Below are 22,034 nucleotides of genomic sequence, written 5' to 3' on the forward strand. Positions count from 1 at the left end.
CTTCCCGACAGCGTTCATGTGGACCTCAAGAGCCTTGCCTACTTACTCCCCGGGCTCGTTCTATCAAGCATCGTAGTGGCTGCCCATGCAGCGTTACCCGTGGAACAACCATCGCCAATTTCTGGCGAAACCGAAGTCGTCAACGTTATCGGTACCAGAGACCCGGCAATGCGCACTTATCGCAGCGTGTTCCGAGGCCTCGACGCTTTTGAGGAACATCGGCAATTAGCACCCAACGCAGTGCTACGTTTTCGCTTCGCGCACAAGGCTACTGTGCTCAAACCGGGTACCGTCGCCAACAAACTGGAGGCCGGCCCAGCAGCCAGTTATGCCGATGGGCTGTTGCTCCGCTTGGCGAGCGATGATGTATCGATTCCGATAACCGTTGATGCTGACGGTCGGTTCGATATTCCACGCAGCCAGGCGGCTTATGACGCAGATGCAACCTTTGTTCTGAATAAGAGGAACGGACTGTTCACGTATTATCCCGACATTCGCACGCCGGGTCTCCCGGAGAACGTGCGTCGTCTAGGAGACCTGCGACTTGAGTGTTTCGTGTGGCAGGCTGTCGCGCAGGAAGAGATATCGATGGTGACAAAATTAATGCTCAAGGCACTGTTTCGGTCGAGCGACTTGTGCTCCAAAAGAAATTTCCGTCTGGGTATGCCTGCGTATGGCCAACTGGCTAGGGTGACGATACGAGATGGAGCAGGGCGGGGCGAGTTCTCCTTCGACAGCACGACCTATTCGGCCCCGATTGGTCCGGGCGATTTCAGCGACGATGCCTTGATCGAGCTGGAGTACGCTCCTAAGGAAACTTCATCGTCGAGTGCTCCATAAGGAACATGAAGGTCCGGCTTTGACTCCATTATTGCCTATGCTAGTTAGACACTCGCATCAAAACGTCGGCATGGTGATGTCCAGTAAAGGCTGAGAATATGTTCCCTTGCAGCGTAACTATACTCCCGAGCTTTGGTCGAAGTATCGCGTACTGTTTTTCGTTAAGTACCAGCTGAATTTCACGTACAGAGTCAAATGGCACTTGATCCGCACCGCCATCGCCCACCGTACAAATCGGTGACTCCAGTGATAAGTAGAAACCTGTTTCGGCTTCATCACCATTTGCCACACTTTCAAAGTTGGGAGGACCAGGAAACGTCTCCCTGTGTAACTTTCCAATGATCGTTACCGTCTCAGGCTCATACTTCAAGCAGCTTGAATCTCCGGCGAAAGCCGTGGATGCCTCTACTAGCAATAGTGCGACGAGGTAGAGTAGACGTGAGTTCATAAAATATTCTGGCACTTGATTCACGCTTCCGCCGGCCAGTCGATTTGGCCGCTGCATCGGAAGACCCAACATTCCTGGGTTTTGCCGAAAAGAGTGCCAGATGGAGTTGCCGCAGCTGGTGATGATTTGCAAAATAAACAATGCTAGTTTATTGTAATGCAGAATGCATTTACGAGGCTAGACGTTGAGATTTCATTGGAAAGAAAAGCTGCTTGAAGATATCAAGAAGTCGCCACACGAAAACCAGTTGGGTGGCTGGCTTATCGTGCTGTTTGGCTTCTTCCTCTTGGGGATGGCGGCATTCGATAGCGTTCCCAAACTACGAGCCTACCGCTGGATCAGCGGCATGGCGCAGGTAACGGCTACCGATATGTATGAGCGAACGGGTAGAAGCCATGACTGGTGCGGCCGGGTCAGCTATACCTACATCGTCAATGGCAACATCTACAAAAGTCGTAATCAAAGCACCTCGATTATTTCGGATGTGGGGTGTCGCCGAGACAAGGCCCAAGTTACCGTCAGACTCGCCAAGTTGCCTCCGGGCGCAAGCATCCGCATATTCTACGATCCGACAGCGCCCGAGAAGGTAGCCATCGTGCGCGAAAGCCTGAAATGGCATGACGGCTTCTTCGCGCTCTTCGCCGGACTGACTCTGGTTTTAGGAAGCTACTGCATCGTGCAAGCCAGACGTGTGCTTCGCCGCTGACCCCAAGATTTAAAGCTTGAGTTTTTCCCGCAACGAGGCATTCTCGCGCTCCAACTGCTCAATGCGCTCGCGTAGCGGTTGCGCCACGGTGGCTATCTGGGCTTCAGTGAAGCGTCGGGTAATGTGCTGCGGGCAGTTCCAATCGAATGCCTGTAGCCGCAACTTGAATATCCGCTCCGGTTTCCCCCCATAAGCCCGATCCAACACGCGGTTGGTGAGGTGCGGGTCAGCATCCAGCGCCAGGGTTTCCACGTGCGCGTAAATTTTCAGGCGAGCGCGGCGCGGATAGTCGACCAGAATCATGCACGCGCGATCACTGGCCTTGAAATTGCCGGTGCTGATGTACTGCCGGTTGCCGCGATAATCGGCAAAGGCCAGGGTTTGGTCGTCGAGCATTTTCAGAAAACCGGGCGGCCCGCCGCGATGCTGGACGTACGGCCAACCGGTTTCCGACACCGATGCCAGATACAAGGTATCTTGCTCCGCAATGAACGCTTCCTCCTGATCGCTGAAGCGATTGAATTCCCGATGCCCGCTGAAATCTGTCCACAGGTGATCGGCCCCCATCTCCGCCTGTGCGGCCTGCACACTGGGCGTGCGCGCAATATCCATGAATCCATATGCCATTACAAGCTCCTAAGTTGCGTCTCTGGCGGCCTGCTGCGCGCGCGCATAGCTTTCCATCACGGCCGCATAATTTGGCGCGACCAGCGCGTACAGCTGCGCCAGATCGGCGGCTTCCGGACGCGCCCAGGTACGGTGGAGTTCCGATAATAACGCGTTGGTGGTGGTGGGCTTGACGCCGCCCTGTACGAACCGCGCCAGCGAGACGCGGGACGCCATTTCGCTGGGATCGCCGGAGGCATCGATGACGGCATACACATCGTAGCCCGCCGCGATGGCGTCGAGCGCGGGGAACATCACGCACACACTGGTCCAGACCCCGGCCATCACCAACGTTTTGCGACCGGTCGAGCGGACTTGCGCGACAAAGTCCTCGTTGTCCCAGGCGTTCACTTCGCCTTTGCGTGGGGCGTACACAGCATGCGGCGCCAGCTCGTGAATTTCCGGCATCAGCGGACCATTGCTGCCAGCCGGTTCCGACGCAGTGGTGATCACGGGGATCTTCAGCAAAGTGCACAGCCTGGCGATCATCGCCACATTGCGCCGCAGGTCGGCGACTGCGATATCCTTGACGGTCTGGAACAGGCCGGACTGGTGATCGAGTAGCAGCACCAGCGTGTCGGCCGGGTCCAGCAGCCGCGCGCCGCCACCGGTTGCCAGCACGCTGGCTTTTGCGTTTGAAGTATTTTGCATGGTGATTCTCCTTTATTTGGTAAATGGTGTCAGAGGTCGTCCAGCTTGTCCTCCGGGGCGAAATGCCCGGAGCTGCTCATGTCATTCCGCCGGACTGGTTGCGGTCTCGATAAAGCTGGCTACCTCATCTGGCCGCGCCAGCATCACCGCATGACTGCTCGCGATTTCTATCGTCCGTGCGCCGGCCCGGCTGGCCATGCGGCGCTGCGCACTGGGAGGTATCATCAGATCGTCTAGCGCGACCAGATAATGGGTCGGCTTGTTGCGCCACGCGGCACGCGTCACCGTCCCGGTCACCGCCCCCAGTCCCCACGGCACTTGCGACGCCGCCATGAAGCGCGTCTGTTCCAGCCGGACATCCGCGCCAAACGCCGCTGGAAATTGCGCCGGATCGACCATCAGGAAGCCATCCTGTGGCGGTAGCACCGGCGCCTTGGCCTCGCCCGGTTCGGCCGGCTGCGCGTTGAGCGCCGCCACCGACTCGCCGACGTCGGGGACGAAAGCGGCGAGATACACTACCGCGATGACCTTGGGATGGTCGCCGGCTTCGGTGACGACGGCACCGCCGTAGCTATGGCCGACCAAAATGACCGGATGCCGGGCCAGGCCAATCACGCGCTCGGTAGCGGCGACGTCGCCTTCCAGTGTGATGGTCGGGTTCTGCACCACCAGGACCTCGTAACCTCGCGCTGACAGCATCCTATGCACCGCCTGCCAGCCGGAGCCATCGACAAAAGCGCCATGCACCAGCACGACCGACAGTTTTGATTCTTTAGACGTCAAGCTAACAGTGTTCATATCATCCTCTCATATGTGGGTGGGTGCGCAGCGACGCGGCCAGCAAGTCGATGAAGTGGCGCACCTTGGGGGATCCGAACTGACTTTCCCGGTGCAGTATGTGGACCGGCAACGGCGCTTCCTCATGCTCGGCCAGGATGATTTTCAGACGCCCGGCAGCCAGCGCGGCGTCGACCTGATAGCACATCAGCCGGCATATCCCCAGTCCGGCCAGCACCGCTTCCATCGCTTCATCATTGCTGGTGACGGTCAGGCGTGGTTTTATCCGCACCGCGGTCCGATTCCCGGCGGTGCCGAACTTCCACTCCACGCCGGCGGTCGCGACGATCGTATGCCGTTGCAAATCGCTGGGAGACTGCGGCACGCCGTGCCGGGCCAGATATTCCGGCGAGGCGCACAGCACCCGTCGCACTTGTCCGACGCGCAGCCCCTTGGCGCTGGAGTCCGGCAGATGCCCGATTCGTACCGCCACATCGATGCCTTCGTCCACCAGGTTGACGACCCGGTCCAGAAAGTGACCCGAGACTTCGACCTCGGGATAGCGCTTCAGGAACTCGACGATGCAGGGCATGATGAACAACCGTCCGTAGCCAGCCGGCGCGGTGACCGAAAGTTCGCCCTTGGGCGCGACATTGCCGCCGGCGGCGACCTCGTTGGCTTCGGCAATGCTGGCCAGGATCTCGCGGCTATCGCTGAGGTAGCGGCGCCCAACCTCGGTGAGCCGGACATTGCGCGTGGTACGGCGCAGCAGCCGGACGCCCAACAACGCCTCCAGCCCGCCAATGGCACGCGTCACCGACGCCGGTGACAAGTCCAGTCGCCGCGAGGCGCCGACAAAACTTTCTTGCTCGCCCACGGCAACAAAGACTTGCATGAGATGTATCTGATCCATAACTTAGCTTCTCCAGGAAGACCGTATCCATGGAAGCAAGTTTGCCCGATATTTATCTCGTCATCGCAGCCCGCTGCGAAGATGATGGCGCTCTCTCCCCCTGAACGGGGGGATGGATGATTGCGTGGTTTAAAGGTTATTGAGGGTATGATGTATTAAAATACCTTATATAACCCACTGAGGAGTGCAGCCATGAACGTCGTTGCAGACCATCCGAGTGTCTCGACCTTGGTCGGTACGCCGAAAGAGGTGCAGGCTCGGTTAGGAAAATCGCAAGCAGGCCAAGTGCTGGTGGTCGCGTTCGATCACATCCAGCCGAACGTTTTCCGAACGCTGGCGGAGAATCTCACCAACGTTGCAGCCAGCATGTTTGAGGTTTTGCAGTCGCACCAGGACCGGGAATCGTTGGAGCGCTTGGCCGAGGTGCTGGTGCCGCGGACGCCGCCGTCTCCCCGTTTGCTCAAGGAGGCCGCCATGTTGGTGCGAGCACGAAAGGACGTGCTGGAAAGCGGTGACTGGTTGACCTCGGCAGAGGTTGCACAATTGGCCGACTTGAGTCTGCGCAATCCCAGTGCTCAGCCGAATAAATGGAAGAAGCAGGGACAGATTTTTGCCATCAATCACGGCGGGGTGGATTACTTCCCAGGCTATGGTCTGGACCGCGAAGCCAGCTTCCGGCCGATGAAGGCTCTGGCCCAGATCATCGACGTCTTTGGCGAGCGCAAAGATGGCTGGGGCATGGCCTACTGGTTCCGCTCTGACAACAGCTTCTTAAGGGGAAAGCGGCCGCAGGACCTGTTGGCATCGGCACCCAAGTTGGTGATCCAAGCGGCCATGGATGAGGTTCAGGAGATCGGCCATGGCTAAACGAGGCGCCAAGTCGGGGGCGACAGCGCTGCCGCTGCCCGACGACGAGTCGTCTTCCTACACGCCGTCGCCACCGCATGCGCCGCATGTTACGCTCACCTCGCTCGCGAAGGGCGACTTGCTGCATCGTGTGCATCTGAGCAAATATCAGGCAGACCAGTTCAACCCGGGCATTGATGGTAACGCGCGTTTCAGTCCGATCCAGGACGAGCGTGGCAGACCGATACCCACGTTATATGGTGGCAACACGATGGACTGCGCGTTGATGGAGACGGTCTTTCACGACGTTCCGCATACCGCTGGTTTCAAGAGCTTCGACAAAGGTAGGCTGGTTGGACAAGTGCACTCCACCTTGCGGGTGGATCAGGAACTTCAACTCGTCGATCTCGCAAGTGTGCCGCTGCGCAAGTTGGGCGTGACGCGCAAGCAACTGATCGACACGGAGAAGGACCAGTATCCGGCTACGCGCAAGTGGGCCGCAGCCATTTACCGGCACTGTCCGCAGGCGCAAGGACTTGCCTGGATTTCCCGGCAGGACGACTCGGCGCGCGCTGTCGTTCTTTTTGGAGATCGCATCCCAGCGCGCTCACTGCAACCGCACGGTAGTTCGCGCAACCTGTTGGATGACGTTAATGCTTACGACGCGGTGCTCGATCTTGCAGACCGCATTGGCGTGAACATCGTGGCCGGGGCGAGCTGATTGCTTCCGCTCTGGCGGCGCTCACTGGCAACGCGCCGATGGTTGTGGAGTCAGAGACTGAGAATGCCGCGCTCCAACGCGATCATCACCGCGTGTGCCCGGTCGCGCGCTTGCAGCTTCAGCAGGATGCTGCTGACGTAGCCTTTGACGGTTTCGGGCGAGATGCTCAATGCCTCGGCGATCAAGGGATTTGAGTTGCCGCGCGCGACCAGCTTGAGCACATCGACCTCGCGCCCGGTGATCGCATTGCCGCTGCGTGTAGCCAACAAGGCATGCACCAACGATGGCGGAATGCAGCGCCCACCGGCGTGGACGTTGCGCATGGTCTCCACCAGCGTCTTGCGCACCGCGCTCTTGAACAGATAGCCCACCGCGCCGGCCTTGATGGCGCGCGCGGCGTTGACATCGCCCTCCAGCGTGGTCAGCACCACGATACGCGCGGCGGGGAATTCGGCGCGGATGGCAACGATGACGTCGATCCCGCTCATGTCGGGCATTTGCAGATCGATCAGGGTGATGGCAGGGCGCGTTTCGCGGTACATCGCGATCGCCTCCGCACCGTTGGCGGCCTGGCCGACCAGGTAAAGATCCGCTTCGTTGGCGATGACGCTGGCGATGCCCTGTTGAAACAGAGGATGGTCATCCACTGTCAGGATAGTGATCGGTAACGGCTGGTAAGCGCTCATGCGGGTGGAGGCAAATCTGATAGCCTGTCGTAACTAAATAACAACAGGCTACAGCAGCCACCACATAAGCTCAATACCTCGATATGGCTATCCCCGTCCGGCGCGGTTCAAAGGCCCAGTTCAGTCAGGCCGGGATGATCATCCGGACGACGGCCCAATGGCCAGTGGAATTTTCGATCCGCCTCGGCGATCGGCAAATCGTTGATGCAGGCAAAACGCCGCTGCATCAATCCCTGTTCATCGAACTCCCAGTTCTCGTTGCCATACGAGCGAAACCAGTTGCCCGAGTCATCGTGCCACTCGTAGGCATAGCGGACCGCGATGCGGTTACCGCCGAATGCCCACAACTCTTTGATCAGCCGATAATCGAGTTCCTTGGACCATTTACGCTTTAGCAGCTGTACGATCTCTGCACGGCCGGTCGCGAACTCGGTGCGGTTGCGCCAACGGCTGTCCGGTGTGTACGCGAGGCTGACTTTTTCGGCGTTGCGCGTATTCCAGCCATCCTCGGCGAGGCGTACTTTCTCGATCGCGGACTCGTGGTTAAACGGCGGCAGCGGTGGACGGGTTTCGGTGCTTGCTGTCATATTGGCTCCTTGATTATTCCGGCTTGAGGGTGCGGCCCAGGAAATTGCGCATCAGGCCGCCAATTGCGGCGCTGTCTTCTTCCAAGGCGAAATGGCCGGTATCGAGCAGGTGCAGTTCCGCCTTCGGCAGATCGCGCAGATAAGGATGGGCGCCGGCCGCCGGGAAGATCTTATCGTTCTTGCCCCAGGCGATCAACATCGGCGGCTGATATTTGCGGAAGTACGCCTGCCATTCCGGATAATGGCCGGGGTTGGTGCCATAGCTGTAGAACATTTCGATCTGGATGTCTTTGTTGCCGGGACGATCCAGGTAGGCCTGATCCACGGTCCAGGCGTCCGGGCTGATACGGCTCACGTCACGCACGCCTTCGGTGTACTGCCACTTGGTGCCGCCGATTTCCAGTAGCGGACGCAGCTTGGCCGCGTTGGCCACCGTCTTGTCGGCCCAGTAGGCTTTGACCGGCGCCCAGAACTCGTTGTCGAGGCCTTCGTTGTAGGCGTTGCCGTTCTGGACCACGATCGCGGTGACGCGCTCGGGATGGGCAGCGGCGAGACGGTAGCCGATTGGCGCGCCATAATCCTGAACATACAGCGCATAGCGCGACAGGCCGACGGTCTGGGTGAACTTATCGATCAGTCCGGCCAGATTGTCGAAGCTGTAGGTGAATTTATCTATCGGCGGCATATCGCTCTGACCGTAGCCTGGGTAGTCGGGCGCGATGACGTGATAGCGGTCCGCCAGCAGCGGAATCAGGTTGCGGAACATTTGCGACGAGGTCGGGAAGCCATGCAGCAGCAGTAGCGTCGGGGCCTTCTTCGGCCCGGCCTCGCGGTAGAAGATATTCACGCCATCGACTGCGACGGTGTGGTAGCTGACATTCGCTGTGCTGGCGACATTGCTGGTTGCGGGCGCGGCGTGCGCGACCTGTGCCAATATGACCAGGCTGAACGCGGCCACGGTATGGCCAAGGATGCGGGAAGGGTTCACTGTGACGTCCTCTCAAAGTAATACGCGGTTAAAGTTTTTAAATTGTAAAAACTTGACCGTCACGCGTGAATGAGTCACAGTGAAATTGTGAATTTTAGCCAGCGCAACGATGGTCCCCACAAAAACTGAGCTATTGGTCGTCCGCCACGGCCGCACGCACTTGAACATTGAAGAGCGCTATCTCGGCATGCTTGACCCGCCGCTTGATGCACATGGTTTCGAGCAGGCTGCGGTATTGGCCGACACCTTGTGCTGCCAGGCGAATGTTATCGTCTCCTCACCCAAACTCCGTGCAATGCAGACTGCCGAGGTGTTGGCTAATGCTTGGGGGCTGCAGGTACGAACGCTGGAGGCGTTTGCCGAGCGAAATGTGGGCGTATTTGAAGGGTTGACGCAGGAGGAGGCACGCGCCATGTATCCCGCGTTATGGGAACAGAACATCACACGTCAGTGGAACGCTGCGCCTCCGGGTGGTGAGACGATTGAGGCTGTGTTCGACCGCCTTTATTGGAAGCCGATGCGCTACTAAATTGGTCAGCGAAATGAATACAACGCAGGCATGTGACTTTAAGATCAGTTAGGCAGGAACCAGCCGATGACGGCGCCGGCGGCGAGGATCCACAGCAGGTGGAGGCGGGTGCGCCACAGCAGCAGGCAGGCGGCGATGGCGATCAGCCACAGCGGCCAGTCCTTGGCCGGATTGCCATCGGCCAGGGCGAGGATGACGCCGACCGAAATCATCAGCCCGACCACCACCGGCGCCATGCCTTGCTTGAAGGCGCGCACGCCGACCAGCTCGCGGTTGCGGAAGGCCCAGCGCGCGGCGGTGTAGGTCAGCGTGGTGCTGGGAATCAGGATGCCCAGCATGGTCACCGCGACACCGGCCAGCGCCAGGCCGTAGCTGCCGGCGTTTAATCCCACCTGCCAGCCCATCAGCGCCACGAACAGCACGTTCGGTCCCGGCGCCGCTTGTGCGATCGCCATCGCGTTGTTGAACTGAGATTGCGTCAGCCAGCCATGCTCGACCACCAGGTAGCGGTGCATCTCGGTCGAGGTTGAGATCGCGCCGCCAATCGACATCAGCGACAACAGCATGTAATGCCCGAACAGGCTGAGCCAATCGGCCAGGCTCAGGACGATGTGGATCGGCGCGTCATTCATGGTTAAGCTTGCGGTAGGTGAGGATAAAACCCAGGCCGCCCACGCCCAGCAGCGTATAAGCCAGCGGCACGCGCAGGATCAGCGCGCAGCCGATGCACAGCAGGACGATCAGCCCGGTCTGCCAGCGCGGCAGCGGATGCTTGCGCAGCGCGGTGGCAAGCTTGAGCCCGCTGGCGGTGATCAGTCCGGCCGTGACAGCGGCCATGCCGCGCAGCGCGCCGGCCACGCCCGGATGGCTGCCGTACTGCGCATACAGCACGGCCAGTCCCAGCACCAGCAGCAGCGGCACACAGATCAGCCCGGCCAGCGCGGCCAGCGCGCCCGGCAGGCCAAAGTAGCGGTCGCCGATCATCAGCGAGATGTTGACCACGTTGGGGCCGGGCATGATCTGCGCCACCGCCCAGTCTTCGACGAATTCTTCCGGCGTTAGCCATTTTTTGCGTTCGACCATCTCGCGCTGGACCACGGCCAGCACGCCGCCAAAGCCTTGCAAAGCCAGGATGGTAAAGGACAGAAACAGGTCAAACAGCGAGCTGGGATGGGGGCGTTCGGCGGTCATGCCACATTATAGAACGGCGGGAATTTAATTGCGGAATGATAGGAGGCTGCCATTGACTTATTCGCATCGTCGACCATACTCCCTGAGCGCATCACCGATCGGGCGGCAGCCCCAACTTTCACCAAGGATGATGATGAACGTTACCCTAGTCCAGAGTCTGGAATCGGCTCCGCCGGTTTCGATGTTCCACCCACGTCAGGATGACGCATGCAGCGCGGTGGTGGAGCGCGGCCTACTGGTGCAGACCAGTTTCAACACCGTCTGCGCGATTGAATACATGAAATCGCATAACGTCGACCCCAGAGTGATCGAACGGGTGCTGCTGCATCCGGAGCAACGCCGCAAGACTGCCCATTGATATGCGGCCACGTCGTTTAGTTATACACAAATCATGTTGGCAAGAATTATTTTGAAAAGTTTTCTTGTTACAATCAGTGAAAATTTAAGTATTTGATTTATAAGGCTTTTGTTTTTGCCTGTTGGATGGGCAGTTTGTAGAAAACCGCGCCGTTACAGGCTGTATTCGTTGTCAATGGGGGTATATCCACATAGATATCCACAGCAATTGTGGATATCCCGAAAAACGCTTATGGATCCGTTACTTAAGCGAGTCTTAAAGCGGTTTTTTCAACGCCTGCAGCACGCTGCCAATGATGATGGCGCCGCCGTCATCATTGGTGACGGTAACGCGCAGCCGGACTTCCTGGCCATCGCGTCGCCAAGTGCTGATGACGTCGGTCCAGGCTTCGCCATCTTTCAGCGCTTGTAGCGCGTCCGCCAGCTGATCCTGCGGGTAGGGCGGGGCATGCAGCAGACGCGGATCGGCCCCCAGTAATTCTTCCCGCCGATACTGGAATACCTTGCAGAACTTGTCGTTGACCGCGCTGAAACGGCCTTGCGGGTCCAGCGTGGCGATCACCGCGTGCTGGTCGACCGCCGACAGCAGCCGGCGCGCGTCGTCCAGCTCGGCCTGGATGGCTAAAGTGTGGCGATGCGCTTCGTCCAGCCCGGCATAGGCGCGCAGCGACGAGATCACGGTGGTGAACAGCTTGCGCGTGGTCAGGTCGGTCTTGCACCAGAAATCGTTGATGTCGTAATCGAGAATGATGCTGTGTTCCAGCGCCTGTCCCGGCTGGCCGGTGCGCAGCACGATGCGCACCAGCTGGTTGTGCAGCTGGTCGCGGATCTGGCGCGCCACCAGCAGGCCGGCGTCGCTGGTTTCCATGATGACGTCCAGCAGCACCAGCGCGATGTCGGGCGTGTTGCGCAGCACGTTCAATGCCTCCTCGCCGCTATAGGCGTGCAGGAAGCTGAGGCGGCGCCCCAGGAAGCATGCATTGCTGAGTGAGAATTTGGTCACCACGTGCACGTCGACATCATCATCGACGATCAGCACCCGCCACGGAGGAGGCGCCGGCGTCGCATTGGTGTTGCCCGGACGCGCCTGATTGCTGGGCGCCTCGTCTTCTATCATCCAATCGGTATCGTCGTCGTTCTGATTCATGCATCATCCCATGGTAAGTCGAACAGGGCGGACTCCAGAGTGACACTATTCCTCGCGAGCACTTTTGTCAAAGGATTCCAAGCGCAGCGACACAACGGTGTCTCGCTTCTCACTTATGCACAAAAAAATTATTTTCAAGTCGTGAAAAAAGCGCTGAGCGGCAACTTTTCCACATTCGTAAGTGCTTGATTTTATGAGGTAAAAAATCTGCCTGTGGATTAGGCATTTTGTTATACAGCCCGCCGTTAAAGGCGTTCTCGGCTGTCAAGAGGCGGTTATTAACACCCTTATCCACAGTTGGTGTGGATATCTGGGAAAAATACTTTAAATCCGGTGGCTTATGTCTTTTTGCTGAGAAAATGCCTGCGTTATGTCTTCCGACAGGTGGCGGCTCATCAAAATCAGGAACACCACCAGCGCATGCAGGGCCAGCGCGAAGGTCACGGCCACGTTGGCCTGGTCACCGGCCAGCGCCGGGTAGGCCAGCAGGGCCAGCGCCGGCGACAGGCCGTAGCGGTCGGCGCGCAGCAGCTGTTGGGCGTCCAGTTTCACCCAGGCCAGCACGCCAAAGCCAAACAGCGCCCAGCCGATGGATTGGTACTCAAGGTTGCCCAGTACGAAGGCGGCCAGCAGGGCGATGGTGCTGACTGGCAGCGGCAGGGAGTGGAGGCGGGCTTTGAGGTTCATGATCTTGCTCTCTTAATCTGTGGAACTGGTGATCAGATTAATGCCTGGCCGTTCATTGGTAAATTTTATTGTTTCTATTATTTCGATAGTTTTTATTGTGGCGTCATTTCGGCCAGCGTGCGCGCCAGCTCCTGGTTCAGTTTTTCCAGTTGCGTCAGCATGACGCTCAGGTCGCCGGCATCGGCCAATTTCTCGATCTGGGCGCAGCGCGCGTGCAGCGCATCGGCGCCCAGGTAGGCGGCGCCGCCCATCAGGCGGTGCGCGGCCAGCGCGACGGCCGGGGCGTCGCCTTGTTCCAGTCCTTGCCGCGCCACCGCCAGCAGCCGCGGTCCCTCGACCAGGAAGGTAGAGCGCATGGCGCGATACAGCTTGTCGCCGCCGTCCGGCTGCGGGGCGGGCGCCGGTGGCAGCTGGGCGACTTCGAACATGGCGTCCAGATCGGCCAGCGCTGGCGCGCCGGTCGCCATCGCGCGCTGTTCGCCCACCAGCTGTTTGCCGCGCGCCAGCAGGGCGTCCAGATGGTGCGCGATCTCGGTGTGCAGATCGAGTTCATCGATCGGTTTGGCCAGGAAGCCGCTGGCGCCGGCATCCAGGAAGCGCTGCCGGTCCTCGGCGGTGGCGTTGGCGGTCAGCGCGATCACCGGCAGCCCGGCGTCGCGCACGCCGTCCAGGCCGGCGCGCAGGCGCTGCAACGCGGTCACGCCATCCATGCGCGGCATGCGGCCGTCCATGATGACCAGGTCGTAGTCGCGCGCGGCCAGCTCTTCCAGCGCCGCCAGGCCATCCTCAACGATGGTGATATGGTGGCCCATCAGTTCCAGCAGTTCGCGCAGGATGATCTGGTTGGTGCTGCCATCTTCGGCGCACAGCACGGCCAGGCGGGCCGCATGCGGACGGCGCAATTCCTGCGTCTGCACCTGCACCGGCGATCCTTGCTGCAGCGGCAGGTAGACGCGGAACACGCTGCCCACACCGGGCTGGCTGCTGGCGTCGATGTGGCCGCCCATGGCGCCGACGATGTTCTTGCAGATCGCCAGGCCCAGCCCGGCGCCGCCGTATTTGCGCGCGGTGGCGGCGTCGGCCTGTTCGAATTTCTGGAACAGCCGCCCCAGCGCCTCGGCCTCGATGCCGATGCCGGTGTCGCGCACGGTCAGCACGATGCCTTGCTGCTCATGCGCCACCGCGCTGATGCGCACCTCGCCATGTTCGGTGAATTTGATGCCGTTGCCGACCAGATTGACCACCACCTGCCGCAGCCGGGTCGGATCGCCGCGCCACCAGGCCGGCAGCGCCGGATCGATGTCGGCGATCAGCGAAATGCCTTTGCCCTCGGCACGGTCGGCCAGCAGCCCCGTGACGTCGTGCAGCAGCGTGGAGAGGTCGAAGTCCAGCGTTTCCAGCGGCATCTTGCCGGCTTCCAGGCGCGAGAAATCGAGGATGTCGTTGATGATCTGCAGCAGCACTTCAGCGTTGCTGAGGCTGAGGCGCAGCTTGTCGCGGGTTTGCGCGGCCAGCGCGGCGTCTTTCAGCGCCGAGCGCAGCATGCCGATCACGCCGCCCAGCGGGGTGCGCACCTCGTGGCTGATCATGGCCAGGAAGTCGCTCTTCAACTGGTTGGAGACTTCGGCCGCGCGCTGCGCCGCCAGCGATTCGGCATAGCGCGCCTGCGAAGCGCGCAGGTCGGCTTCGCGCGCGTGCAGTGTGACGATCTGGGCTTCCAGCGTTTGCCGGTAGCGCGCCTCGTTTTCGGCGCTGCGCGCATGCATGGCGCGCTGGCGCGCCAGCACCCCGTCCAGGCCGTGCAGCAGATAGGTGCAGGACAGCGTCAGTATGCTGGACACCAGCAGGAAGTTCACGCTCAGAATGGTCCAGTGGGTCAGCGGGCTGACCGCCAGTGCGACCAGCCCGGTCTGAATGCCGCCGACGTAGCCGGCCAGGAACAGAGTGGCGGCGCACGCCACCAGCACCACGGTGGCGGCGCGATTGCCGATCAGCACCGTGCACAGCACCGGCACCGCCAGCAGATAGATTTGCGACACCGGCCCCAGCGAAAACAGCAGCATCAGCGCGATCAGATAGGCGATGCCGAGGATGACCAGGGCGCGCCAGTGATAGGCGATGTCGCGCCGGTAGTTGATCACGCCCACGCCGACCAGTCCGATGATATCGGTCACCACCATCGGCCATGAGCCCATGCGCGCGCTGCCCCACATGCTGGGCACGATGGCCAGCACGCCGAGCCAGAAGGCTACGGCGCACAGGCCGTCAATCAGGCGGTTGCGCCAGCCCTGCAGATCCTGATCGCCGTCGCCGAGCGGTTCCATCCGCCGGTACAGGGCGTCACGCAGGGCGCGGACCGGTAGGCTGTCTATCAAGGGAGGCGCTCACTATTAAGTTGTCATCAGCGCACGATTCTACTACATCATCCTATGCCCGCCAGCACTTTGCGCACCGCGCCATGCGCCATGACCAGCTCCGGGCCGTCATGCAACAACGCGTTGTATTTGGCGCGGAATTCCTGGTCGCCTTCTTCGCACGGACCGATCAACATTTCTAGTGCCTGACGGAAAGCTTTCGCCTCGTCGACGCTGATCGCTTGCTCGTCTTCCAGCCGTTCGTCCAGCTGCGCCATCAGGCCGGACAACTTTTGCAGCCAGGCGAATTGCGGGTGGTTGGTAATCAGCTGCAACTGTTCCAGCGGGCTGCCGACGGCGCCGAAATACTGGGTCTCCAGATGGATCAGTTGCTTGTGCAGATCGCGCAGCGCGCGATTCAGGGCGCTCAGCTGGGTGCGCAGGGTGGGGTCGTCTAAGGTAGTCATGGCCGCAGATTAGCAGAGGCAGGGTGAGTTCGCAGCCTATATTTAGATGAGTAGTTTTTACCCGGTGCGGCGCCTAACATGATGCTTCCTTTTACACCACATGGAAACCCATCATGAGCAACCCGAAATTAGAAGTCCTGACCCCGCAGAACAGCCAGCTGATCTTCATCGATCATCAGCCGCAGATGGCGTTTGGCGTGCAGTCGATCGACCGCCAGGTGTTGAAGAACAATACCGTGGCGCTGGCCAAGGCCGCCAAGGTGTTCAACATCCCGACCACCATCACCACCGTCGAAACCGAAGCCTTCTCCGGCCACACCTATCCGGAACTGCTGGACGTATTCCCTGAAAAAGAAATCCTGGAACGTTCGTCGATGAACTCCTGGGACGACCAGAAAGTACGCGACGCGCTGAAAGCCAACGGCAAGAAAAAAGTTATCGTGGCCGGCCTGTGGACCGAAGTCTGCAACACCACCTTCGCCCTGTGCGCGATGCTGGAAGGCGATTACGAAATCTATATGGTCGCCGACGCCTCCGGCGGCACCTCGAAAGAAGCGCACGACCAGGCCATGGCGCGCATGGTACAAGCCGGCGTGGTGCCAGTGACCTGGCAACAAGTGCTGCTGGAATGGCAGCGCGACTGGGCACGCCGCGAGACCTACGATGGTGTGATGGCTATCGTCAAGGAACACTCGGGCGCCTACGGCATGGGCGTCGACTACGCCTACACCATGGTGCACAAAGCGCCGGAACGCACCGCGAGTTCGCACAAGGTGCTGGCTGCCGTGCCAGCCAAGTAATCAGAACACGCTGAGCAGGCCGCGCCGTGCCGCCACTGTGGCGGCCTCGGTGCGGCTGGCCACGTTGAGCTTGGCCAGGATGTTATTGACGTGGAATTTAACGGTGCCGACCTCGATGTCGGCGCTGCGCGCAATCATCTTGTTGCTCTTGCCGCTGGCCAGGTGGGCGAGAATGTCTAGCTCGCGGCGCGACAACTGGCTGCTGGCCTGCCGCTCGGCCAGCTTGACGGCCACCGCCGCTGGCAGGTACAGCTGGCCGCTGGCCACGGTGCGCAGGCAATCGGCCAGTTGGGCCGGCTCGCCGTCCTTCAGCAGATAGGCTTTGGCGCCGGCGCGCAGGCCGCGATACACGTCCTCGTCACCCTGGTAGGTGGTGAGGATGACGATGCTGGCGCTGGCGTCCTCGGCGCGGATTTGTTCGATGGCGTCAACGCCGTTCAGGCCCGGCATGCTGAGGTCGAGTATCGCGACTTGCGGCCGGTGCTGGCGATACAGCGCCACCGCTTGCAAGCCGTCGCTGGCCTGAGCCACCACGCGGAATTCCGGCATGGTGGCCAGCAGCGCGGTCAGGCCGGCCAGGATCAGGGGGTGATCGTCCGCGATCAGGATCGTGATGGGGTCCATAAGGTGTACTCCTTGAAACTGAGATGAAAAACGGTGCCGTGCGGCTGGGCTGTGGTGGCCCAAAGCCGCCCGCCATGGGCCTGGACGATGTTGTGGCAGATCGTCAGGCCCATGCCGGTACCGCCCGGCTTGGTGGAGAACAGCGGGTCGAAGATGCGTTCGGCCAGTTCCGGCGCGATGCCGGCGCCGTTGTCGGTCACGCTGATGTGCAGCGCATCCTCCATCAGCATCGAACGCAGCGCCAGCGTGCGCTCGCGGCCGTGCACCGCGTGCAGCGCGTCGATGCCGTTTTGCAGCAGGTTCATGATGACCTGCATCAGCTGAACCTGGTCGGCATACAGTTGATGCCGCGCCAGGCCGAATTCCTCGCTGACACGGATCTCGTGCTGGCGCAGCTCGCCGCGCAGCAGTTGCAACACATCGCGCAGCATGTCATCCACAAAAAAGGTTGAGCGCTCCGGCTCGGCCTGGCACGTCATGCCGTGCAGGCTGCGTACCATGCCGGTGGCGGCGCGGCTGGCCTGCAGCACCACCCTTAAGGCGACGCGGGCCTGCTCCAGACGGGGTGGATCTTGCTCCAGCCAATGCAGGCCGGCCTGCGCGTTAAGCGTGATGGCCGCCAGCGGCTGCTTGACTTCATGAGCGATCGACGCGGCAAACTCGCCCAGCGCATTGATGCGCGCGGGCCGCAGGTCGGGGAGGGGCGGGGTGCGGGCCATACTGCATATCCTTCGATGGTGTGATACGCATCATGCAGCAAGGCCCGGCTGGGGAAAATACGGCAGATTTGCAATAAGCGGCTTACCCTATCGGGTTAGTCGCCGCTCACCGCCATTTACGACTGCAGGAAGGCCAGCAGATCGGCGTTCAGCTTATCCTTGTGGGTGGTAGGCAGGCCGTGCGGCGCGCCTTCGTAGATCAGCAGCGTGGCGTTTTTGACCAGCTTGGCGGCGGCCTTGCCGGCAGCGTCGATCGGCACGATCTGGTCGTCGTCGCCGTGCACGATCAGGGTCGGCACATCGATCTTTTTCAGGTCTTCGGTGAAGTCGGTTTCCGAGAATTGCTTGATGCAGTCGTAGGCGTTCTTGATGCCGCACTGCATGCCTTGTAGCCAGAAGGTATTGCGCACGCCTTCCGATTCCTTGGCGCCCGGACGGTTGTAGCCGTAGAACGGAATGGTCAGATCCTTGAAGAACTGGGAACGGTCCTTCAGCACGCCTTCGCGGATGCCATCGAACACCGACAGCGGCAGGCCGCCCGGATTGCTGTCCGACTGGACCATCTGCGGCGGCACCGCGCCCACCAGCACCGCTTTCTTGACGCGCGCGCTGCCGTGACGGCCGATGTAACGCGCCACCTCGCCACCGCCGGTGGAGTGGCCTACCAGCGTGGCTTCCTTGATGTCGAGCGCGTTGAGCAGGGTGGCCAGGTCGTCGGCGTAGGTATCCATGTCATTGCCATTCCATGGCTGGCTGGACAGGCCGTGACCGCGACGGTCATGGGCGATCACGCGGTAGCCTTTGCTGGCCAGGAAGATCATCTGATCTTCCCAGGCGTCGCCTTGCAGTGGCCAGCCGTGGCTGAACACCACCGCCGGGCCAGTGCCCCAATCTTTGAAGTGAATGCGGGTGCCATCTTCCACGATGACGCTGTCGACCGATAATTTGCTGTTGGACATGCGAGGCTCCTGTGAGTGAATGAATGCTGCGTCTCACAGTGTAAGCAGCGCACGCTTGCGTGGCGCCCTCCAAAAGGCCACCCACCTCTTAGGGGAGAGGTACGGCCGACTCGTCATAGTTAAGCGGCAGCCATTCATATTCGCCCTGGTGCCGGCGGATATGGCCGAGGCCGGGGAAGGCGATATGCGCGGCGGCCACGATCAGGTGTTCGCTGGCGGCACGCTGCAGCAGGGCGGCGCGGGTGGCTTGCGCGTTCAGTTCGCTGCTGTCGTACTTCAGGGTGGCGTCGGGATGCGTCAGCTGGATACCGGCGACGTGGACGATATCGCCCCAGATCAGCAATTGCTTGTCGCCGCTTTGCACCAGATAAGCGGCGTGGCCCGGCGTGTGACCGGGCGCCGGCATCGCCTCGATGCCGGCCTCCAGCGGCCCGTAGTCCTTGTAGGGCTGGAAGTGGCCGGCGGACTGGTACGGTGCGACGGCGGCCTGGGCGGCGTCAAAGAAGGACGACAGGAATTCCGGCGCTGTGGCCTTGTTGGCCGGCGTCAGCCAGTAATCGGCCTCGGCCTGCGACAGCCGCAGCACGGCGTTGGGGAAGGCCGGCTTGCCCTGCGCCAGCACGCCGCCGGCATGGTCCTTGTGCAAATGCGTGATGTAGATTTCATCGACCTGCTCGGGCCGATAGCCGGCCGCGCGCAGATGTGTGATCAGCTTGCCGCAGCAATCGCCGTACAACGCGCCGGCGCCGCTGTCGACCAGAATCAGCTTGCTGCCGGTGTTGATCAGAAAAGCGTTGATCGAGCCCTGCAGCGGCAGCTTGAGGTCGACCGCCGCCAGATCCTGCAGAGCTTGTTGTTGGCTGATGTTGGTCATCACCGTATCGACTGGGAACGGATGGGTGCCGTCAGACAGCGCGGTAATTTCAAACTGGCCCAGCATGACGCGGTAATAGCCGGGCGCCTGACTGTGCGCCATCGGCGCGGCGGCGTGGGCGAGCGTGGCGCAGCTCAGCGTCAGGGCAGCGATCAAATGGCGAAAAGAAGGGGACATGCGGAACTCCTGTGGTTAAACTCAAGCTGTGGATACTAGCCGCCGTCCCGTCAGCTCGCCTCTATCTTAAGCCTAGTCTGGTTTGATGCCCATTTCGCTGAAGTCCCGATCCACCAGCGGCGCCTTGGCGCGTGCTGCCCGTAAGTCGGCATCGCCGCCAGTGAGGTCACCCAGTTTGCGTTTGGCCAGGCCACGGCCGAACAGCGAAGCGGCGTAAGTCTGCTTGCGGATGGCCGCGTCATAGGCGTTGATGGCGTCACGATATCGCCCCATGCGCAGCAGCACCAGGCCGCGGCTGTCCAATGCCGCCGCGTAGACCGGGTCCGCTTGCAGCGCCGCGTCGCACAACGACAGCGCGGTGGAGAGCGACGTGTTGCGCGTGACCAACCGCCAACAGAGATTGTTCAAGTCCGTAGCCGTGACGGCCAGTTTGCGCGCATGCTCGTAGTCGCCCCGGGCCAGTGTGTCAGCGCCGCTACGGGTGTAGGCGATGCCGCGCATGACCAACACGGCGGCGCGCAGCTCGTCGTCCAGTTTGGCGTCATTGAGGGCTTTGCTGAGCAGACTGGCGGCGGCGCTAGCGTTGCCTTCGTCGAGTTCTAGGTCGGCCATCGCATTGATGGCTTGCACTGATTGCGGCGCCAACGCCAGCGCGCTGGTCAGGTCGGCACGCCGGTCCTGTCGGTCCTTAAGCTGCGCACGGAGCAGGTACAAATCGGCGTCCGGTGCGGCGACGACGCCGCGCGTGAGGACGGCGATCGCATCCTGACGCTGGCCGAAGTTGAGATAGGCACGCGCGGCGGAGGCGTAGGCGTCGCTGTTGTCCGGCAAGGCGGCCAGCATGGCTTCGGCGCGTTTATACGCTTCGTCACGGCGGTCACGCTGTACGGCCACCTGCAGTGGCAGCCGGTATGGCCCGATGCCGTAATTGGGATCTAGTTTCAACAGGTGGTCGGCCTCGGCCACGGCCTGGTCATAGTCGCCGTGGTTGGCGTACGCAACGGCGCGCTGCATCATCGTGAACGGATGCTCCGGTTCCAACTGCCGCGAGCGGGTGTAAGCGTCGATGGCATCGGCGTAGAGTCCGCGTTTGTTGGCCACCACGCCGCGCGCTCGGAACAGCAGGGCGTTGGCGCCATTCAGCTCGGCCGACAGGTCCAGCTCTGTCTGGGCGAGGTCCAGTTGGTTATTCCAGGCGTAGGCGATAGCGCGCCACGCATGGGGACTGGCATTTTGCGGATCGAGCTGTGAGGCGCGGCCGAAATGGTTGATGGCGTTGTTGTACTCGCCGTGGCCGAGAGCTTTGGTGCCGCGCTCGATATGCTCGGCGGCGGTTTCCAGCGGTGGCGGCGGGATGCTGGCTTTGGGGGCAACGGCGTCATGCCCACAGGACGCCAGCCGCATGATGAGCATAAAGCCGATGATCACCGTCCATAAAGCGCTGAATTTACTGCTGGCACGGGGATCGTCCGAGGCGCGACGGAGGCCGAGGCTGGCCATCTTGCGCCGCCAGAGTGGCAATGCTTCGACGGCTTCGCGCCAGCGGTTGATGTTGGTGGCGCTGGTGACGATCGCCAGCCAGTGTGGATAACGGGCCTCCACTATGTTGATGCGCGGGGCGTCAGCCACCAGTTGATGGGTGTCCGGCAGGCTGGCATCGCGCAGCCGGGCGATGACCCGCCCTTGTTCGTAGCGGACTTCGTCTGGTTGTCGATCGAAGATCTCGCGTTCGTCGATGGCGGTATCGAGCACGAAGCCGGGATAGCCGAATCGTTGCAGACGGCGGCGGTCAACGCTCCAGCCGAACATCTCGGTGGCGGCCGGCAGCAGCGCTTCGTGGCCGGGTTGCCAGCCGCCGGCCAGCAGGATGGCGATGCGCCGCTCGAAGCCTTCACGCGCGGCGATGCTGAACAGACGCGGGTCATTCAGCGCGTAATGGATGGCTTGCCGCCACGGGTGAGGAGAGCTGGTATCACCATCGGCCAGCGTCCGGCAGTGGTCATGGAACTGCGTGAATAATGCGTCTACCAGCTCATTCTCGTCGACGCCGCCGGATGGTTCGGCGATCGGGTCCTCTGCGGGCGGGGCAACAATGTCCAGCGCTGGGGCGCTGACTTGTACTGTATCGTCATCGCGCTGGCGAGCCCATTGCAGCGCGGTGTCATAGGCTTCGCGCAGGGTCTGGAAGCTCTCCGGATCGGCCTCTTGGTCGATCTGTTTGAGCTCGCGCGCATAGGCGCGGCGGATGGCGCGTTCGTCGGCATCGGTGCGCAGGCCGAGGCGGGTCAGGAAGGACAGGGATTCGGCGTGGTCCATATTG

At 61.2% G+C, this 22,034-nt stretch carries 26 protein-coding genes; 7 read left to right on the forward strand and 19 right to left on the reverse strand.

What is annotated here, in order from left to right:
- Positions 1–99: 99 nt before the first annotated feature.
- On the forward strand, positions 100–840 hold the full coding sequence (locus GJ699_RS11680) for a hypothetical protein (RefSeq protein ID WP_154376312.1): 741 nt from the start codon (positions 100–102) through the stop codon (positions 838–840).
- Between the two features lie 40 nt (positions 841–880).
- On the opposite strand, the gene GJ699_RS11685 is transcribed toward GJ699_RS11680, so the two are convergent.
- A complete protein-coding gene (locus tag GJ699_RS11685) occupies positions 881–1,420 on the reverse strand; it encodes a DUF4431 domain-containing protein (RefSeq protein ID WP_154376314.1) in 540 nt (179 codons plus the stop codon).
- A gap of 52 nt (positions 1,421–1,472) precedes the next feature.
- Between GJ699_RS11685 and GJ699_RS11690 the strand changes: the two genes are divergently transcribed.
- The gene (locus tag GJ699_RS11690; RefSeq protein WP_154376316.1) at positions 1,473–1,994 is read left to right on the forward strand and encodes a DUF3592 domain-containing protein; all 522 of its coding nucleotides are present in this window, start codon (positions 1,473–1,475) and stop codon (positions 1,992–1,994) included.
- Positions 1,995–2,003: 9 nt separating this feature from the next.
- Here the strand turns inward: GJ699_RS11690 and GJ699_RS11695 are convergent, their stop codons facing one another.
- The 4 genes from GJ699_RS11695 to GJ699_RS11710 all read right to left on the reverse strand — a co-directional run bounded on the left by GJ699_RS11695 (position 2,004) and on the right by GJ699_RS11710 (position 5,001).
- Complete coding sequence (locus GJ699_RS11695; protein WP_154376318.1) at positions 2,004–2,621, reverse strand: pyridoxamine 5'-phosphate oxidase family protein; 618 nt, start codon at positions 2,619–2,621, stop codon at positions 2,004–2,006.
- 9 nt (positions 2,622–2,630) lie between these two features.
- Positions 2,631–3,311 (reverse strand): isochorismatase family protein, encoded by a 681-nt coding sequence (locus tag GJ699_RS11700; RefSeq protein WP_154376320.1) that lies wholly within the window; start codon positions 3,309–3,311, stop codon positions 2,631–2,633.
- An 81-nt stretch (positions 3,312–3,392) separates the two neighbouring features.
- Positions 3,393–4,109 (reverse strand): alpha/beta fold hydrolase, encoded by a 717-nt coding sequence (locus GJ699_RS11705; protein WP_154376322.1) that lies wholly within the window; start codon positions 4,107–4,109, stop codon positions 3,393–3,395.
- A gap of 1 nt (position 4,110) precedes the next feature.
- Positions 4,111–5,001, reverse strand: a complete 891-nt coding sequence (locus GJ699_RS11710; RefSeq protein WP_154376324.1) for a LysR family transcriptional regulator — start codon at positions 4,999–5,001, stop codon at positions 4,111–4,113.
- A 192-nt stretch (positions 5,002–5,193) separates the two neighbouring features.
- Here GJ699_RS11710 and GJ699_RS11715 point away from each other — a divergent pair, with 192 nt between their 5' ends.
- Together GJ699_RS11715 and GJ699_RS11720 are read left to right on the forward strand one after the other, a co-directional pair.
- On the forward strand, positions 5,194–5,868 hold the full coding sequence (locus tag GJ699_RS11715) for a hypothetical protein (RefSeq protein ID WP_154376326.1): 675 nt from the start codon (positions 5,194–5,196) through the stop codon (positions 5,866–5,868).
- Entirely contained in the window at positions 5,861–6,568 is a 708-nt protein-coding gene (locus GJ699_RS11720) for an RES family NAD+ phosphorylase (protein ID WP_154376328.1), read from the forward strand. The genes GJ699_RS11715 and GJ699_RS11720 overlap by 8 nt, the downstream gene beginning before the upstream one ends.
- A 50-nt stretch (positions 6,569–6,618) precedes the next feature.
- Here the strand turns inward: GJ699_RS11720 and GJ699_RS11725 are convergent, their stop codons facing one another.
- From GJ699_RS11725 to GJ699_RS11735, 3 genes are all read right to left on the reverse strand, one after another.
- A complete protein-coding gene (locus tag GJ699_RS11725; protein WP_154376330.1) occupies positions 6,619–7,254 on the reverse strand; it encodes a response regulator in 636 nt (211 codons plus the stop codon).
- A 107-nt stretch (positions 7,255–7,361) separates the two neighbouring features.
- Complete coding sequence (locus tag GJ699_RS11730; RefSeq protein ID WP_154376332.1) at positions 7,362–7,841, reverse strand: nuclear transport factor 2 family protein; 480 nt, start codon at positions 7,839–7,841, stop codon at positions 7,362–7,364.
- Positions 7,842–7,854: 13 nt separating this feature from the next.
- Positions 7,855–8,829 carry an alpha/beta fold hydrolase gene (locus tag GJ699_RS11735; protein WP_371867535.1) on the reverse strand — a complete coding sequence of 325 codons (975 nt, stop codon included), beginning with the start codon at positions 8,827–8,829 and terminating at the stop codon, positions 7,855–7,857.
- Positions 8,830–8,938: 109 nt separating this feature from the next.
- On the opposite strand from GJ699_RS11735, the gene GJ699_RS11740 reads away from it, so the two are divergent.
- On the forward strand, positions 8,939–9,358 hold the full coding sequence (locus tag GJ699_RS11740; protein WP_154376334.1) for a histidine phosphatase family protein: 420 nt from the start codon (positions 8,939–8,941) through the stop codon (positions 9,356–9,358).
- Between the two features lie 44 nt (positions 9,359–9,402).
- Here the strand turns inward: GJ699_RS11740 and GJ699_RS11745 are convergent, their stop codons facing one another.
- Together GJ699_RS11745 and GJ699_RS11750 are read right to left on the reverse strand one after the other, a co-directional pair.
- Positions 9,403–9,990: a chromate transporter gene (locus tag GJ699_RS11745; protein WP_154376336.1), complete on the reverse strand. Its 588-nt coding sequence runs from the start codon at positions 9,988–9,990 to the stop codon at positions 9,403–9,405.
- Positions 9,983–10,549 (reverse strand): chromate transporter, encoded by a 567-nt coding sequence (locus GJ699_RS11750; RefSeq protein ID WP_154376337.1) that lies wholly within the window; start codon positions 10,547–10,549, stop codon positions 9,983–9,985. The genes GJ699_RS11745 and GJ699_RS11750 overlap by 8 nt, the downstream gene beginning before the upstream one ends.
- Positions 10,550–10,730: 181 nt before the next feature.
- On the opposite strand from GJ699_RS11750, the gene GJ699_RS34165 reads away from it, so the two are divergent.
- Positions 10,731–10,907: a hypothetical protein gene (locus GJ699_RS34165; protein ID WP_195763527.1), complete on the forward strand. Its 177-nt coding sequence runs from the start codon at positions 10,731–10,733 to the stop codon at positions 10,905–10,907.
- 255 nt (positions 10,908–11,162) lie between these two features.
- Here the strand turns inward: GJ699_RS34165 and GJ699_RS11755 are convergent, their stop codons facing one another.
- The 4 genes from GJ699_RS11755 to GJ699_RS11770 all read right to left on the reverse strand — a co-directional run bounded on the left by GJ699_RS11755 (position 11,163) and on the right by GJ699_RS11770 (position 15,561).
- Complete coding sequence (locus GJ699_RS11755; RefSeq protein WP_154376339.1) at positions 11,163–12,053, reverse strand: PAS domain-containing protein; 891 nt, start codon at positions 12,051–12,053, stop codon at positions 11,163–11,165.
- Positions 12,054–12,377: 324 nt separating this feature from the next.
- Positions 12,378–12,740: a hypothetical protein gene (locus tag GJ699_RS11760; RefSeq protein ID WP_154376342.1), complete on the reverse strand. Its 363-nt coding sequence runs from the start codon at positions 12,738–12,740 to the stop codon at positions 12,378–12,380.
- A 92-nt stretch (positions 12,741–12,832) separates the two neighbouring features.
- Complete coding sequence (locus GJ699_RS11765; RefSeq protein WP_154376344.1) at positions 12,833–15,115, reverse strand: ATP-binding protein; 2,283 nt, start codon at positions 15,113–15,115, stop codon at positions 12,833–12,835.
- Between the two features lie 47 nt (positions 15,116–15,162).
- The gene (locus GJ699_RS11770; protein ID WP_154376346.1) at positions 15,163–15,561 is read right to left on the reverse strand and encodes a hypothetical protein; all 399 of its coding nucleotides are present in this window, start codon (positions 15,559–15,561) and stop codon (positions 15,163–15,165) included.
- Between the two features lie 113 nt (positions 15,562–15,674).
- Between GJ699_RS11770 and GJ699_RS11775 the strand changes: the two genes are divergently transcribed.
- Complete coding sequence (locus tag GJ699_RS11775; protein ID WP_154376348.1) at positions 15,675–16,361, forward strand: hydrolase; 687 nt, start codon at positions 15,675–15,677, stop codon at positions 16,359–16,361.
- Here GJ699_RS11775 and GJ699_RS11780 read toward each other — a convergent pair whose 3' ends face one another.
- The 5 genes from GJ699_RS11780 to GJ699_RS11800 all read right to left on the reverse strand — a co-directional run bounded on the left by GJ699_RS11780 (position 16,362) and on the right by GJ699_RS11800 (position 22,030).
- Positions 16,362–16,985 carry a response regulator gene (locus tag GJ699_RS11780; protein WP_154376350.1) on the reverse strand — a complete coding sequence of 208 codons (624 nt, stop codon included), beginning with the start codon at positions 16,983–16,985 and terminating at the stop codon, positions 16,362–16,364. It abuts the gene before it with no gap.
- Entirely contained in the window at positions 16,964–17,704 is a 741-nt protein-coding gene (locus GJ699_RS11785) for a sensor histidine kinase (RefSeq protein ID WP_154376352.1), read from the reverse strand. The genes GJ699_RS11780 and GJ699_RS11785 overlap by 22 nt, the downstream gene beginning before the upstream one ends.
- Before the next feature lie 116 nt (positions 17,705–17,820).
- Positions 17,821–18,663: an alpha/beta fold hydrolase gene (locus tag GJ699_RS11790; RefSeq protein WP_154376354.1), complete on the reverse strand. Its 843-nt coding sequence runs from the start codon at positions 18,661–18,663 to the stop codon at positions 17,821–17,823.
- Positions 18,664–18,751: 88 nt separating this feature from the next.
- Complete coding sequence (locus GJ699_RS11795) at positions 18,752–19,714, reverse strand: MBL fold metallo-hydrolase (protein ID WP_154376356.1); 963 nt, start codon at positions 19,712–19,714, stop codon at positions 18,752–18,754.
- A gap of 72 nt (positions 19,715–19,786) precedes the next feature.
- Positions 19,787–22,030, reverse strand: coding sequence for a tetratricopeptide repeat protein (locus tag GJ699_RS11800; protein WP_154376358.1), 2,244 nt, complete (start codon positions 22,028–22,030; stop codon positions 19,787–19,789).
- Positions 22,031–22,034 lie beyond the last annotated feature (4 nt).

Origin of the sequence: Duganella guangzhouensis, from assembly GCF_009674535.1 — a bacterium.
GTDB lineage: Bacteria > Pseudomonadota > Gammaproteobacteria > Burkholderiales > Burkholderiaceae_D > Rugamonas > Rugamonas guangzhouensis.

Excerpts from the sequence above, each read along its gene's own strand:
- GJ699_RS11695 (WP_154376318.1), bottom strand. The coding sequence starts at position 2,621 with ATGGCATATGGATTCATGGATATTGCGCGCACGCCCAGTGTGCAGGCC.
- GJ699_RS11700 (WP_154376320.1), bottom strand. The coding sequence starts at position 3,311 with ATGCAAAATACTTCAAACGCAAAAGCCAGCGTGCTGGCAACCGGTGGC.
- GJ699_RS11705 (WP_154376322.1), bottom strand. The coding sequence starts at position 4,109 with ATGAACACTGTTAGCTTGACGTCTAAAGAATCAAAACTGTCGGTCGTG.
- GJ699_RS11710 (WP_154376324.1), bottom strand. The coding sequence starts at position 5,001 with ATGGATCAGATACATCTCATGCAAGTCTTTGTTGCCGTGGGCGAGCAA.
- GJ699_RS11715 (WP_154376326.1), top strand. The coding sequence starts at position 5,194 with ATGAACGTCGTTGCAGACCATCCGAGTGTCTCGACCTTGGTCGGTACG.
- GJ699_RS11720 (WP_154376328.1), top strand. The coding sequence starts at position 5,861 with ATGGCTAAACGAGGCGCCAAGTCGGGGGCGACAGCGCTGCCGCTGCCC.
- GJ699_RS11725 (WP_154376330.1), bottom strand. The coding sequence starts at position 7,254 with ATGAGCGCTTACCAGCCGTTACCGATCACTATCCTGACAGTGGATGAC.
- GJ699_RS11730 (WP_154376332.1), bottom strand. The coding sequence starts at position 7,841 with ATGACAGCAAGCACCGAAACCCGTCCACCGCTGCCGCCGTTTAACCAC.
- GJ699_RS11740 (WP_154376334.1), top strand. The coding sequence starts at position 8,939 with ATGGTCCCCACAAAAACTGAGCTATTGGTCGTCCGCCACGGCCGCACG.
- GJ699_RS11745 (WP_154376336.1), bottom strand. The coding sequence starts at position 9,990 with ATGAATGACGCGCCGATCCACATCGTCCTGAGCCTGGCCGATTGGCTC.
- GJ699_RS11750 (WP_154376337.1), bottom strand. The coding sequence starts at position 10,549 with ATGACCGCCGAACGCCCCCATCCCAGCTCGCTGTTTGACCTGTTTCTG.
- GJ699_RS34165 (WP_195763527.1), top strand. The coding sequence starts at position 10,731 with ATGTTCCACCCACGTCAGGATGACGCATGCAGCGCGGTGGTGGAGCGC.
- GJ699_RS11755 (WP_154376339.1), bottom strand. The coding sequence starts at position 12,053 with ATGAATCAGAACGACGACGATACCGATTGGATGATAGAAGACGAGGCG.
- GJ699_RS11760 (WP_154376342.1), bottom strand. The coding sequence starts at position 12,740 with ATGAACCTCAAAGCCCGCCTCCACTCCCTGCCGCTGCCAGTCAGCACC.
- GJ699_RS11770 (WP_154376346.1), bottom strand. The coding sequence starts at position 15,561 with ATGACTACCTTAGACGACCCCACCCTGCGCACCCAGCTGAGCGCCCTG.
- GJ699_RS11775 (WP_154376348.1), top strand. The coding sequence starts at position 15,675 with ATGAGCAACCCGAAATTAGAAGTCCTGACCCCGCAGAACAGCCAGCTG.
- GJ699_RS11780 (WP_154376350.1), bottom strand. The coding sequence starts at position 16,985 with ATGGACCCCATCACGATCCTGATCGCGGACGATCACCCCCTGATCCTG.
- GJ699_RS11785 (WP_154376352.1), bottom strand. The coding sequence starts at position 17,704 with ATGGCCCGCACCCCGCCCCTCCCCGACCTGCGGCCCGCGCGCATCAAT.
- GJ699_RS11790 (WP_154376354.1), bottom strand. The coding sequence starts at position 18,663 with ATGTCCAACAGCAAATTATCGGTCGACAGCGTCATCGTGGAAGATGGC.
- GJ699_RS11795 (WP_154376356.1), bottom strand. The coding sequence starts at position 19,714 with ATGTCCCCTTCTTTTCGCCATTTGATCGCTGCCCTGACGCTGAGCTGC.
- GJ699_RS11800 (WP_154376358.1), bottom strand. The coding sequence starts at position 22,030 with ATGGACCACGCCGAATCCCTGTCCTTCCTGACCCGCCTCGGCCTGCGC.